The sequence below is a fragment of the Kitasatospora sp. HPM-01-4 genome (genome assembly GCF_051374625.1).
GTDB lineage: Bacteria > Actinomycetota > Actinomycetes > Streptomycetales > Streptomycetaceae > Kitasatospora.
This window is the reverse complement of record NZ_JBPQGP010000005.1, coordinates 2124477-2139087: the sequence shown is the minus strand read 5'-3', so window position 1 is coordinate 2139087 and position 14611 is coordinate 2124477. Positions and strand designations below refer to the sequence as shown.

The 14611-nt window shown below is 74.0% G+C and carries 3 protein-coding genes; 2 read left to right on the top strand and 1 reads right to left on the bottom strand.

Annotated elements, in window-relative coordinates; all coding sequences use genetic code 11:
* Window positions 1–691 precede the first annotated feature (691 nt).
* A complete protein-coding gene (locus tag ACSMTC_RS09125) occupies window positions 692–3682 on the bottom strand; it encodes a helix-turn-helix transcriptional regulator (protein ID WP_436559152.1) in 2991 nt (996 codons plus the stop codon).
* 601 nt (window positions 3683–4283) lie between these two features.
* Here ACSMTC_RS09125 and ACSMTC_RS09120 point away from each other — a divergent pair.
* Together ACSMTC_RS09120 and ACSMTC_RS09115 are read left to right on the top strand one after the other, a co-directional pair.
* Window positions 4284–9740, top strand: a complete 5457-nt coding sequence (locus ACSMTC_RS09120; RefSeq protein WP_436559151.1) for a type I polyketide synthase — start codon at window positions 4284–4286, stop codon at window positions 9738–9740.
* Window positions 9737–14566: a type I polyketide synthase gene (locus tag ACSMTC_RS09115; RefSeq protein WP_436559150.1), complete on the top strand. Its 4830-nt coding sequence runs from the start codon at window positions 9737–9739 to the stop codon at window positions 14564–14566. The genes ACSMTC_RS09120 and ACSMTC_RS09115 overlap by 4 nt, the downstream gene beginning before the upstream one ends.
* Window positions 14567–14611: the final 45 nt, after the last annotated feature.

Here is a 14611-nt window from a genome sequence, read left to right as displayed (position 1 = left end):
ACCGGTGTTGTCACCGGTCCGTCCCCGGCCCGCCCTCCGGGGCAGGGCAGTTCAGGGCAGGGCAGTTCAGGGCAGGGCAGTTCAGGGCACGGCAGTCCGGGTGGTACCGCTGCCGACGGGTCCGGCGGGCGGCCGTCGCGGACACGGGCGTTCGCCCCGGCCGCCAGGCGGTCACCGCACCGGCGGCCGGAAGGCCACCGCACCGGCCGCCTGTTGGAGCCGCCCGGCGGAGTCCGCCGCCCCGGCCGCGCCGCGGTGTCGGTCGCAGCAGTCGGCCTGGTCCGAAGAAGCCGGGTGCCGCCGGCGGTGACGGCCCCGGCGCCCGGACCGGCCGCCGCTGGCGGGCCCGGGGAGCACTCCGCCGGTGGACGCGTGAAAGGCACCTCGGCACCGGGCCGGCCGAGGTTTGGGCCAGCCGAGGTTCAGGACCGGCCGCCGCTGGCGGGCCCGGGGAGTACTCCGCCGGTGGACGCGTGAAAGGCACCTCGGCACCGGGCCGGCCGAGGTTTGGGCCAGCCGAGGTTCAGGACCGGCCGAGATCCCAGGTCGGCCCCGATGATCCGTCGTGGAAAGCGAGTTCGCGCCCCCGCCCGCGAGCTCGGCTCGGTTGTGGGCGGGGGCGCGAAGACGACGCGAAAGCGGTGTGATGGTGATGGTGGAGCAGTGGCAGGCGAGAGCCCCGGTTCGGCGGCTACAGCGCCAGGCGCCGCCAGTGCGGCGGCGGCTCCTTGGCCCGTACGCCTCCGTGGGACGGTCGGGGCCGGCGTTCGGGGGCCGGTCGGTGGTCGGGCAAGGTCGGGATCTGGTGTTCGAGAACCTTGGAGGGGAGTTCGGTGCGGCTGGCGACGTTGAGCTTGCGGTAGACCCGGGTCAGGTGCTGTTCGACCGTGCTGACCGTGACGTGGATCCGGCTGCTGATCTCGCGGTTGGTGTACCCGAGCGCGGCCAGCGCGGCGACCCGGCCCTCGGCATCGCTGAGCAGCGGTGCGGGCTCGGCGCCGGCCGGGGAGCCGGCGCGGGTACGGCTGCGGGTACCGCTGGGCGCATCGGTCCGCGCGTCGCTCGGCGACCCGTCGGCCGGAGCATCCGGCCGGCCGTCCGAAGGGCCGATCGGGACGGGAGCACCGTCCGCCGCCGTCTCGCAGAAGCCGGTCTCCTGGGCGGCCTGGCGCGCCACCAGGCGGGCCCTGGCGTAGTCGCCGAGTTCGTAGTGGGCGGCGGAGAGGTCGGTGAAGGCGAGGGCGAGCTCCAGGCGGTCGCCGCAGGCCTGCAGCAGGTCGATCGACTCGCGTAGAAGGGCCGTGCGGTGCCGCGGCTGGCTGGTGCCGGCCAGTACGCGCAGGGCGATGGCCCGCGACCGTGCGCCGAGCGGACTGCGCAGTCCGATCTGCTGCTCCGCCCAGTCCTTGGCGGCCCGGGTCTTGCCGATCCGCAGGTTGGCCTGGGCCAGGTCGGTGCGCCAGGGCACCATCGGCTGCAGGTCGGGGTTGCGGTCGCGCATCAGCTGCCCGCAGGTCTCGAAGTCGTTCAGCGCGGCGAAGGGCCGGTCGGTGGAGAGGTAGTGGTGTCCCCTGGCGCGCAGGTACTGGACGCCGAAGACGGTGTTGAACATGGTGTCCGGCACCTTGCGGCGGAGCAGCTCGGCGGCGGCCTGGGGCCGTCCCAGCGCGGTGTTGGCGAAGATCGCCGTGGACAGCGGGAGGCCGACCAGGACGCCCCAGGCCCGGGTGTGCAGCAGGTCGAGCGCCTCGTGGGCCTTGGCATCGGCGGTGGGCAGGTCGCCCTGCAGCAGGGCGATCTGCGCCCGGACGCTGAGCAGCAGCGCCTTCCAGGTGGTCGCCTCGCGCCGCACGGCGTCGGCCAGCAGCGCCTCGCAGACCTCGATCGCGGTCTCCGCCTGGCCGGTGTAGGCGATGACCAGCAGCGAGATGACCGTCAGTTCCATCTTCATGTCGCTGAGCTGGCAGCTCTGCAGGGCCTCGGTCACCTGGCGGACGGACTCGTCGCCGAGGTCCCCGCTGACCAGCAGGGCGACCGAGGCCCACAGGGTGTTCACCTTGCCGGTGGTGGCCCGCTCCAGGGTGGCCACCTTGGCGAGGTCGCCGCGGTGGCTGACCCGGGGCACGCCGTAGAAGCAGTGCCGGACGAACTCCACCTCGGCCAGCACATGGGCATCGGCCGGGTCGAGCGAGGCGGCCAGCGCGGTGACGGCCCGGTCCGCCAGGTCGGTCTCTCCCTGCCAGAGCATGTGCCGGACCACGGTGGCCGTGTCCCGGGCGTCCAACTCGTCGTCCAGTACGGCCTGGTAGAGCGGTTCGAGGTGCGGTCCCACGGCGGCCGGGTTCACCCGCCACTCCACCCGGGCCAGGGCGGTGGCGAGGGTGTGCCGCTCCTGCTCGTCCGCGCACGAGCGCAGTGCCAGCCGCAGGCAGCCGGCGGACTGTTCGACCTGGTCCGCGGCCAGTGCCTGTTCGGAGGCCAGGCGCAGCACCGGCAGTCCCCAGGGCTCGACGACCTGGTCGGCGGCCATCAGGTGACCGGTGACCACGGGGGCGGGTGCCCCCTCCAGGTAGAGCAGCCGGGCGATCTCGCCGTGCAGCCGTGAGCTCTCGGCGGGGGCGAGATCGCTCAACACCGCGTTGGCGGCGGTGGGGTGGCGGAACCGGTACCCGTCGAGCAGGCCCGTGGAGCTCAGGACGTCCACCACCACCTGCACCGTGTCGGTGCAGGTCGACACCAGCAGCGCCGTGTTGTGGGGGGAAGCGTGGTCGCCGAGCGCGGCCACCGCTCTGCCGACGGCCAGGTGTCTGGGCCCGCCGCGGTGGAGGCAGGCGAGCACCGCCTTCCGGTAGGCGACGCTGGCGACGGGCTCGCCGATCTCGGCGCCGAACTGGGTGCCGTCGTCCAGGAGCGCGTGGACCAGCATGGGGTTGCCGGCGGTCACCTGGTGGTAGGCGGCGCTGACCTCGGGAGGGAGGGGGCGGGTCGTCTGGGCGGCGAGCAGCTGTGCGACACCCTGCCCGGAGAGCGGTGCCAGCCGGACCCTGCGGTGCGGCTGGCGGAGCAGCCCCTCGCGGATGAGGGGGTTCGGCCGGCCGGAGTGCTCCCAGCCCGCGCAGATCACCAGGATCCGCCTGTTCCGGGCCCGCCGTAAGAGGTGGAGCAGGGTCTGCAGGGACTGGGTGTCCAGGAGGTGGGCGTCGTCGATCGCGATGACCACCGGCCGTTCCCCGGCCAGCTCCAGGAACGGTGCGGCGGCGGCCTGGACGAGGGCTTCCGCGGCGTAGTGCGCGTCGTCCCCGTCCGGCCGGGCCTGAACATCGGCAACATCCGCGTAACGGGTACTTGACGCGGAGTTGACTGCGGTATCAGGCTGTTCCGGAGGACGATTCAGTATGTCCACCGGGAGCTCGCCGCTGTGCAGGAGCTCCCTGATGGCGCTCATCGGCCGGGCCCGTTCCCGAGGGCTCGCGGTGGCGGTGAGCAGCCGGGCGCCCGCCTTCACCGCGGTTTTCGAGAACTCGTGCAGCAGCTCGGTCTTCCCGAGCCCCGGGCCGCCGCTGACAATCACGAGCTGGCCTGATCCGTCGATGCTCTCGGCGAGTGCCTCGCGTAAGAGTTCCAGTTCTCGAAGGCGCTCGAACAGGCGCACCTTGACCTCCCCCGTGGCCGGTAATCCCATGAATTACACCAGCGAACGATATCGCTGGGTTCGTCGCCCGCCCCCGCGCGGTCGTCGGAAATTCTCTGCCTGCCGTGGCGTAATCAGTTGAACCGGGCAGTGAAATCTGCCGGAAATGAAAAATTCATGTCCACGTCACATATTAGCCGTCACATGTGGAATCACTAGCCCCTTCCAGCCTTTCGCCTGAAGCGGGTCGCCGGGATGGCACTGTGGAATTCTCGGGTCTGGTCCAGACCTCCCGGTGGCCGGACGGGCGCACCCGGACGCCTGGGCCGATCGCGAGCTTGTGGCTGCTCAGAGGCTCTCTTCCCAGGTCCTGGGCCGGAGTTGACGTTATGTTGGGGCCGCCAACGTTGTCAACCGTGACCCTCGGGTACCAACGGGCGGTGGCCATCCGGTAGAGACCTGGTGTCAGTGGCCGGTGTCGACGGGGCAATCGGGACGGCATTCGGTGCAGCGCGGGAATGGCGGGCCGCCGGGCGGTCCAGGGGGGACTAGGGGGTGACCCCGACACCCCCTGCTCCCTAGCCTCCCAAAGGCGGGGCCAGGGACCGAGGAGCCGGGAACCCGCGTTTCCGAAGGCTTCGATCCAGATCGGATGGCTGCGTTGGCGAACAACGAGGACCGACTGCTCGACTACCTCAGGCGAACGACTTCGGATCTGCGCGAGACGCGGCGCAGGCTGCGCGAGTCCGAGTACCGCGCGCAGGAGCCGATCGCGATCGTCGGGATGGCGTGCCGCTACCCCGGCGGTGTCCGAACACCCCAGGAGCTGTGGGAGCTGGTGGCCGCCGGCACCGACGCGGTGTCGGACTTCCCCGACGACCGGGGCTGGGACGTCGAGTCCCTGTACGACCCGGATCCCGGGCAGCCGGGCAGGACCTACGCCCGTACCGGCGGCTTCCTTCACGATGCCGCCGACTTCGACCCCGACTTCTTCGGCATCTCGCCGCGCGAGGCCCTCGCGATGGACCCCCAGCAACGGCTGCTGCTGGAGACCTCGCTGGAGGCGTTCGAGGACGCCGGCCTCGTCCCCTCGGCGCTGCGCGGCAGCCGGACCGGTGTCTTCGTCGGTGTGATGTACAACGACTACGCCACCAGGCTGGGTTCGGTGCCGGACGACCTGGACGGCTATCTGGCCAACGGCAGCGCCGCCAGTGTCGCCTCGGGCCGGGTGGCCTACACCTTCGGCCTGGAGGGGCCGGTCGTCACCATCGACACCGCCTGCTCCTCCTCACTGGTGGCGCTGCACTGGGCGGTGCGGGCACTGCGCTCGGGCGAGTGCGGCCTGGCGCTGGCCGGGGGAGTGACCGTGATGTCCACCCCCGAGACCTTCGTCGACTTCAGCAGGCAGCGCGGCCTCGCCCCCGACGGCCGCTGCAAGGCCTTCGCCGACGGCGCCGACGGCACCGGCTGGGGCGAGGGTGCCGGAATGCTGCTGGTGGAGCGGCTCTCCGACGCCCGGCGGCTAGGCCACCGGGTGCTGGGCGTGGTCAAGGGCACCGCGGTCAACTCCGACGGTGCCAGCAGCAGGCTGACCGCTCCCAACGGGCCCGCGCAGCAGCGGGTGATCAGGCAGGCGCTGGCGAGTGCCGGGGTCCTGCCGGCGGACATCGACGCGGTCGAGGCGCACGGCACCGGTACCTCGCTCGGCGATCCGATCGAGGCGCAGGCCCTGCTGGCCGCCTACGGTCAGGGCCGTGACGCCGGGCGGCCGTTGTGGCTGGGCTCGATCAAGTCCAACCTCGGGCACACCCAGGCCGCGGCCGGTGTCGCCGGTGTGATCAAGATGGTGCAGGCGATGCGCCACGGCGTGCTCCCCAAGACCCTGCACGTGGACCGGCCCTCCACCCAGGTGGACTGGACGGCGGGTGAGGTCCGGCTGCTGACGGAGAACCAGGACTGGCCCGAGACCGGAGGGCCCCGGCGGGCGGCGGTCTCCTCGTTCGGGATCAGCGGGACCAACGCGCACGTGGTACTCGAACAGGCCCCCGAGCCGGAGCCGGCCGGTGAGCCCGCACCCGAGTCCGGCGAGGCCGCGCCCGAGTCCGGCGAGGCCGCGCCCGAGTCCGGCGAGGCCGCAGCCGTACCCGTACCCGAGCCCGCCGCCGCACCGCGGTTGACCGCCGTGCCGTGGATCCTGTCGGCGCGCACCCCCGAGGCGCTGGCCGAGCAGAAGGACCGCCTGCGCGCCTGGGTGGCCGCCCGCCCCGGGCTGGACCCGGCGGACGTGGCGTTCTCGCTGGCCACTACCCGATCCGCCTGGGAGCACCGCGCGGTGGCCGTCGGCCACGGCACCGAGGAGCTGCTGACCGCTCTGGCCTCCGCGGCGGGCACCCACGCCGGCCATGGGAAGCTGGCATTCCTGTTCACCGGGCAGGGTTCGCAACGCCTGGGCATGGGACGGGAGTTGTACCGCTCCTTCCCGCCTTTCGCGGCCGCCTTCGACGAGGTGTGCGCCCTGCTGGACCCGGAGCTGGAGATTCCGCTCGCCCGGGTGATCGAGGCGGAGCCGGAGCTGCTCAACCGCACCGACTACGCCCAGGCGGCGATCTTCGCCGTCGAGGTGGCGCTGTACCGGCTGGTGGAGTCGCTGGGCGTGCGCCCCGACTACCTGGTCGGGCACTCGGTCGGCGAGCTGGCCGCGGCCCATGTCTCCGGCGTGCTGTCGCTGGAGGGCGCGGCCGCGCTGGTGCTGGCGCGCGGCGGATCGATGAGCCGGCTCCCCGCCGGCGGCGCGATGGTCGCGATCCGGGCCGGCGAGGCCGAGGTACTTCCGCTGCTGTCCGAGCGGGTCGGCCTGGCGGCGGTCAACGGGCCGCGCTCGGTGGTGGTCTCGGGCGAGGAGGAGGCGGTACTGGCACTCGCCGCCCGGTTCGAGAAGAGCACCCGGCTCACCGTCTCGCACGCCTTCCACTCGCCGCTGATGGAGCCGATGCAGGCCGAGTTCGCCGAGGTCGCCAAGGCGCAGTCCTACGGGGCGCCGGCCATCCCGATCGTCTCCACCCTGACCGGTGCCCTGGCCGGCGCCGAGGAGCTGGGCTCGCCGGACTACTGGGTGGACCACGTCCGCCTGCCGGTCCGGTTCGAGGCGGCGATCCGTGCGCTGGACGCCCTCGGTGTGCGCGCCTTCCTGGAGCTCGGCCCGGACGCGGTGCTGACCGCGATGGCCCAGGACTGCCTGAGCGGTGAACCGGTGGCCGCCGCGAGCATGCGCCGGGACGCCGACGAGGAGCGAGAACTGCTCTCCGGGCTCGGCCGGTTGCACGCGAGCGGAGTGGCGGTGGACTGGGCCGCCCTGTTCGAGGGACGCCAGGTGGAGCGGGTCGACCTGCCGCTGTACCCGTTCCAGCGGCGCAGGCTCTGGCTGGAGGCGACCGCGAGCGGCGGCGACCCCGGCAGCCTCGGCCAGCTGTCCGCCGGCCACCCGCTGCTCGGCGCGGTGACCGAACTCCCCGCCTCCGGCGGGCTGGTACTGACCGGACGGCTCTCGCGCTCCGCCCAGCCCTGGCTCGCCGACCACGCCGTGCACGGCACGGTGCTGCTCCCCGGCACCGCACTGGTGGAGCTCGCGGTCCAGGCCGGCGAGCGGGCCGGCTGCGGCGTGGTCGAGGAGCTGACGCTCCAGGCGCCGCTCACCCTCCCGGAGCACGGGGCGGTGGCGGTACAGGTCGCGGTCGGCGCCGAGGAGGCCGGGCGGCGTTCGCTGGCGGTGTACTCCCGGCCCGCCGACGCACCGGACGCCCCGTGGAGCCGCAACGCGAGCGGGGTGCTGGCGGCCGCCGTCGCGGAGCCGGAGTTCGACCTGCGCGTCTGGCCGCCCGAGGGCGCCGAGCCGGTCGAGCTGGACGGGCTCTACCCGAGGCTCGCCGGGGTCGGCTACGGCTACGGCGAGGTGTTCCAGGGCCTGCGCGCGGCATGGCGGCGCGGCGACGACCTGTTCGCCGAGGCCGCGCTGCCGGACGGCGCCAGGGCGACGGCCGGCTCCTACGGGGTGCACCCGGCCCTGCTGGACGCCGCGCTGCACGTGAACCTGCTCGACCTGGGCGACGGCCAGGCGGTCCTGCCCTTCAGCTGGGGCGGCGTCACGGTGCACTCGGGCGGTGCCCCGGTACTGCGGCTGCACGTCGCCAGGGCCGGTCAGGACGCGGTGTCGCTGGCGGTCGCGGACGGCACGGGCGCGCCGGTGGCCACGGTCCGGACCCTGGTCGCGCGCCCCGTCTCGGCCGGGCAGCTGGCCGCCGGAGCGGCCGAGTCGCTGTTCCGGCTGGAGCGGGTCGCGGTACCGGCCCCGGCCGGGGCCCCGCTCGACGGGGTCGCCCTCCGCGGCGACGACGACCTGGGCCTGGACGTACCGGTCCACCCGGACCTGGCCTCGATCGGGGAGCCGGTGCCCGCCGTCGTGGTGCTGCCGGTGCCGGTGGCCGAGGGCGAGGTGCCCGCGGCGGTGCACCGGACCGTCGGCCGCACCCTGGAGCTGCTGCGGAACTGGCTCGCCGACCGGCGCTTCGACCGGTCCCGGCTGGCGGTGGTGACCCGGGCCGGCGAACTCACCCATGCGCCGCTGGCCGGGCTGGTCCGGGCCGCCGAGGCGGAGAACCCCGGCCGGTTCCTGCTGGTGGAGAGTGACGGCACGCCGGGACTGGCCGCCGCGCTGACCTGCGGCGAGAGTGAAGTGTCCGTCACCGGGGGCGAGTTGTCGGCGCCCCGGCTGGCCAGGGCGGAACCGGGGGAGCGGATCGCCTGGGACCTCGACTCCTATGTGCTGGTCACCGGCGGCACCGGCGGCCTCGGCGGGCTGATCGCCCGTCACCTGGTCACGGCCCACGGCGTCCGCCGTCTGCTGCTGACCAGCCGGCGCGGCGCGGACGCCCCCGGAGCGGCCGCTCTGCGCGGCGAGCTCGAGGCGCTCGGCGCCGAGGTGGTCCTGGCCCGCTGCGACGCGGCCGACCGGGAACAACTGGCCGAGCTGCTGGACGGGTTCGCCGTCGGCGCGGTGGTGCACTCGGCCGGCGTGGTCGACAACGGGATGCTCTCCGCACTCGGCCCCGAGCAGGTCGAACGGGTGCTGCGGCCCAAGGTGGACGCCGCCTGGAACCTCCACGAGCTCACCAGGGAGCGGGAGCTGCGGGCCTTCGTCCTGTTCTCCTCCACCGCCGGACTGCTGGTCGGCGGCGGCCAGGCCAACTACGCGGCCGCCAACGCCTTCCTGGACGGTCTCGCGGCGCACCGCAGGGCCGCCGGGCTGCCCGCCGTCTCGATGGCCTGGGGCCTGTGGTCCGAGGTCGGCGGCCTCGCCGACCAGGTGGACGAGGCCGACCTGGAGCGCATGCGGCGCCTCGGCCTGCCGCCACTGCCCGCCGCCCAGGGCCTGGAACTGTTCGACGCGGCGCTGGGCGCCGAGGACGCCCTGGTGGTGCCGATGCGCCTGGACACCGCCGCGGTACGGGCCCGGACGGACGGGGTACCGGCGCTGCTGCGCGGGCTGGTCCGCGCCGCACCGCGCCGCGCCGCCGAGACGGACACCGCCCCGGGCACCGACTGGCGGGAGCGGCTCGCGCCGCTCCCGGAGGCCGAACGCGACCGCCAGCTGCTGGAGTTGGTGCTGAGCGGCGTCGCCACCGTGCTCGGCCACACCTCGGCGGACTCGGTCGACCCCGACCGGGCGTTCCAGGAGATGGGCTTCGACTCGCTCGCCGCCGTGGAACTGCGCAACCTGCTGGGCAGGGCCACCGGTCTGTCCCTCCCGGCCACCCTGGTCTTCGACCAGCCCGCCCCGGCCCAACTGACCGCCTACCTCAAGGCCGAACTGGTCCCCGGCCCGGCCGACCAGGCCCGGCTGATGGTCGCCGAGGTCGACCGACTGGAAGCCGCGCTGGCCGCACTGCCCGACCAGGACGGCTCGCACGCCCGGATCACCGCGCGCCTCGAAGCGCTGCTGCGGACCTGGCGCGACACCCACGGACCGGACGGTTCCCCGGCGTCGGACGACTTCGACGGCGCCACCGATGAAGAACTCTTCGCGACGATCGACAACGAATTTGGAGTCCAGTGATGGTAGACCCGGCCAACGTCGACAGGCTCCGCGACTACCTGAAGCGGGCGACCAGTGAGCTGGAGCGCACCCGCCGCCGGGTGCGCGAGCTGGAGGAGCGCGACCGGGAGCCGATCGCGATCATCGGGATGGCCTGCCGCTACCCCGGTGGGGTGCGCACGCCCGAGGACCTCTGGCGGATCGTCAGCGAGGGCGTGGACGTGGTGTCCGGCTTCCCGGTGGACCGGGGCTGGGACCTGGACGAGCTCTACGACCCCGAGGTCGGCAAGCCCGGCAAGAGCTATGTGCGCCACGGCGGCTTCCTGCACGACGCCGCCGAGTGCGACCCCGCGTTCTTCGGCATCAGCCCCAAGGACGCCCCCGGCACCGACCCGCAGCAGCGGATGCTCCTGGAGACCTCCTGGGAGGCCTTCGAGCGGGCCGGGATCGACCCGCAGTCGATGAAGGGCACCAGGACCGGGGTGTTCATCGGCCTGATGCACCACGACTACGTCGGCGGCACCATCTCCGGCAGCATCGTCTCGGGGCGGATCGCCTACACCCTCGGTCTGGAGGGACCCGCGGTCACCATGGACACCGCGTGCTCCTCCTCACTGGTCGCCCTGCACCAGGCCGTCCAGTCGCTGCGCCGGGACGAGTGCGACTTCGTCCTGGTCGGCGGCGCCGCGGTGATGGCCAGCCCCGAGATGTTCATCGAGTTCAGCGAGCGGCGGGCGCTGTCGCCCGACGGCCGCTGCAAGTCCTTCTCCGAGGACGCCTCCGGCGCCGCCTGGGCCGAGGGCGCCGGCGTGCTGCTGGTGGAGCGGCTCTCCGACGCCCGCCGCAACGGGCACCCGGTGCTCGCGGTGGTCCGCGGCAGCGCGGTCAACCAGGACGGCGCCTCCAACGGACTGACCGCCCCCAGCGGTCCCGCGCAGATCCGGGCGATCCGGCAGGCGCTGGCCGACGCGCAGCTGTCCCCGAACCAGGTGGACGTGGTCGAGGCGCACGGCACCGGCACCAAGCTCGGCGACCCGATCGAGGCCCAGGCCGTGATCGCCGCCTACGGCCAGAACCGGCCCGAGGGACGGCCGATGTGGCTCGGCTCGATCAAGTCCAACATGGGCCACCCGCAGGCCGCCGCCGGTGTGGCCGGCGTGATCAAGATGGTCATGGCGATGCGGCACGGCGTACTGCCCAAGTCGCTGCACTCCGAGCGCCGCACCTCGGCCGTGGACTGGTCGGCGGGCGACGTCGAGCTGCTGACCGAGGCCCGGCCGTGGCCCACGTACGGGCAGCCGCGCCGCGCCGGTGTCTCCGGATTCGGGATCAGCGGCACCAACGCCCATGTCGTCATCGAGGAGGCGTCGGCCCCCCCGGCATCGGCCGGGGAGAGCACCGCTCCGGCCGGGGAGAGCACAGCACCGGGTGAGGAGAACACCGCACCGGCCGGGGAGAGCACCGACCGGGCACCGCGCGCCGAGCTGCCGGCCGTGCCCTGGGTGCTCTCCGCCAAGACCGCCGACGCGGTGAAGGCCCAGGCGAGTCGTCTGATCGCGGCCGTCGGCGACCTCGACCCGCTGGACGTCGGCTTCTCGCTGGCCACCACCCGCGCCCTGCTCAGCCACCGGGCCGCCGTGGTCGGCCGCGACCGCGCCGAACTGCTGGACGGGCTGCGCGCCCTCGCCGAGGGCACCGAACTGCCGCAGGCCGCCACCGGGCCCGGCAAGCTGGCCGTGGTCTTCTCCGGCCAGGGCTCCCAGCGCCCCGGCATGGGACGCGAACTGCACCGGCACTTCCCCGAGTTCGCCCGGGCCTTCGACGAGATCTGCGCCGAGTTCGACCGGCACCTGGACCGGCCGCTGCGGGACGTGATCCTCGACCCCGACTCCGAGCTGATCAACCAGACCGTGTTCACCCAGGCCGGCATCTTCACCTTCGAGGTCGCCCTCTACCGCCTGCTGCAGTCCTGGGGCATCCGGCCCGACCTGCTCGGCGGGCACTCGATCGGCGAGGTGGTCGCCGCCCATGTCGCCGGTGTGCTCTCGCTCGCCGACGCCGTCACCCTGGTCGCCGCGCGCGGCCGGCTGATGCAGGAACTGCCCGTGGGCGGCGCGATGGTGGCCGTCAGGGCGAGCGAGGCGGAGGTCGCCCCGCTGCTCACCGAGGGCACCGACCTCGCCGCGGTCAACGGGGAGCGGGCGGTCGTGGTCTCCGGCGACGAGGAGGCGGTGCTCGCCGTCGCCGCCCACTTCGAGAAGACCACCAGGCTGAAGGTCTCGCACGCGTTCCACTCGCACCGGATGGACGACATGCTGGAGTCCTTCTGGACCGTGCTCAACGGACTGGAGTTCAACGAGCCGCAGCTGCCCGTGGTCTCCAACCTGACCGGAGCGTTCACCGACGAGCTGGCCTCGCCCGACTACTGGGTCCGCCATGTGCGCGAGGCCGTCCGGTTCCACGACGGCGTCCGGACCCTGGCCGCCGAGGGCGCCACACGGCTGCTGGAGGTCGGCCCCGACTCGGTGCTCACCGGCATGGCCCAGGACATCGTCCCCGAGGTCTTCGCCACCCAGCGCCGTGACCAGGGCGAGGCCAGGGCACTGCTGACCGCCGTCAGCCGGCTGCACGTCAGCGGTCTCAGCCCCGACTGGTCCGCGCTGTTCACCGGCGCCCGCCGGGTCGACCTGCCCACCTACCCCTTCCGGCGCGACCGGCACTGGGAGAACGCCCCCTCCATCACCGCCGCCACCACCCGGGGCGGGGCGGCCGACGAGGGCGGCGAGTTCTGGAACCTGGTCAAGGACCAGGACGTCGCCGGCGTCGCCGCCACCCTCGGCGTGGACGACCAGGCCCCGGTGGCCGCGCTCCTCCCGGCGATGGCCTCCTGGTACGACCAGAAGCAGGCCAACTCCACCGTGGACGGCTGGCGCTACCGCGTCGCCTGGCGGATGCTGCCCAGCGCGGCGGACCGGATCACCACCGGCCACTGGCTGGCCGTCGTCTCCGACCGCCTCGCGGCGGACCCGTGGACCGGGGCCGTGCTGACCGCACTGCGCGAGGCGGGCCTCACGGTGGACGTACTCGCCGTACCCGCCACCGCGCAGGACCGCGCCTCGCTCACCGAACTGCTCGCCGGACGAAGCGAGTTGGACGGCGTGCTCTCGCTGCTGGCCCTGGACACCGCCACCGCCGTCACCGCCGCCCTCGTCCAGGCCCTGGGCGACGCCGGGACCGGTGCCAGGCTCTGGGCCGTCACCCGGGACGCGATGGCCCACGAGTCCTCGGCCCGCCCGAGCGGATTCGCCCAGGCGCCGGTCTGGGGCCTCGGCCGGGTGGCCGCCCTGGAGCACCCCGACCGCTGGGGCGGCCTGCTCGACCTGCCCGCCGAGCCCGGCCCGCTCACCCTGGGCAGGCTCGCCGCCGTCCTCACCGCGAGCGGGGACGAGGACCAGCTGCTGCTCCGCGAGTCCGGCCTGTTCGCCCGCCGCCTGGAGCACGCACCCGTCCGCCCCGGCGGCGAGTGGCAGCCGAGCGGCACCGTACTGGTCACCGGCGCCACCGGTGCGGTCGGCAGCCGGGTCGCCAGGTGGCTGGCCGAACAGGGCGCGGAGCACCTGCTGCTCACCAGCCGCCGCGGCGAGAGCGCCCCCGGCGCCGACGAGCTGCTGCGGGAGCTGGCCGCGACCGGCACCAAGGCCACCCTGGCCGCCTGCGACGCCGCCGACCGCGACAGCCTCGCCGAGCTGCTCGCCGCCGTACCCGCCGAGTACCCGCTGACCGCCGTGGTGCACCTGGCCGGCGTCCTGGACGACGGCGTCCTGGACGCGCTCACCCCCGAGCGCTTCGAGGCGGTACTGCGCCCCAAGGCCGACGCCGCCCGGAACCTGCACGAGCTCACCGCCGGCCTCGACCTCAAGGCGTTCGTGCTGTTCTCCTCGCTCACCGCCACCGTCGGCGGCGCGGGCCAGGCCAACTACGCGGCCGCCAACGCCTACCTCGACGCACTGGCCGAGTACCGGCGCGGCGAGGGCCTGGCCGCCTCCTCGATCGCCTGGGGCCTGTGGGGCGGCGGCGGCATGGCCGACCACGGAAACGTCCGCGACGCGGGCCGGGGCCTCGGCATCTCGGCGATGGACCCGGACCGGGCACTGACCGCGCTGCGCCGGGCCCTGGCGAGCGGTGAGACCACGCTGACCGTGGCCGACGTGGAGTGGACCCGCTTCGCGCCCGCCTTCGGTGCCGGCCGCCCCAGCCCGCTGCTGGCCGACCTGCCCGAGGTCCAGGGCCTGGCGGCGTCCGGCGGCCAGGACGGCCCGGTCCTCGACGGCTTCGCCCAGAAGCTGGCCTCCCTCACCGGCGGCGAGCGCAGGCGCGCCCTGGTGGACCTGGTCTGCACCCAGGCCGCGACGGTGCTCGGCTACAGCGGTGCGGGATCGATCGAGCCCGGCACGGCCTTCCGTGACCTCGGCTTCGACTCGCTCACCTCGGTCGATCTGCGCAACCGGCTCAGCACCGCCGCCGGGGTGTCCCTGCCGGCCACGCTGATCTTCGACTATGCGACGCCCGCCGCGCTGGCCGAGCACCTCGGTGCCGAACTGGGCGAGGGCGAGGGCGGCACCTCGGCCGAGGCGCTGCTCACCGAACTCGACCGGCTGGAGGCCGCGTTCAGCGAGCTCACGGCCGAGGACATCGAGCAGAGCCGGCTCACCGCGCGCCTGCAGGCGATGCTCAACGGGCTGACCGGGACCCTCGCCGAAGGTGGCGAGTCGGTCGCCGGACGGCTGGAGAACGCCTCCGCCGACGACATCTTCGCCTTCATCGACAACGAACTCGGCACGGCGTGACGGCGTGAGAGCCGACCACGCCCCGCACCTCAGGCGCCACGCCCC

What these genes read in the sequence shown, in the direction of transcription:
- ACSMTC_RS09120 (WP_436559151.1), top strand. Translation starts at nt 4,284, where the DNA reads ATGGCTGCGTTGGCGAACAACGAGGACCGACTGCTCGACTACCTCAGG.
- ACSMTC_RS09125 (WP_436559152.1), bottom strand. Translation starts at nt 3,682, where the DNA reads ATGGGATTACCGGCCACGGGGGAGGTCAAGGTGCGCCTGTTCGAGCGC.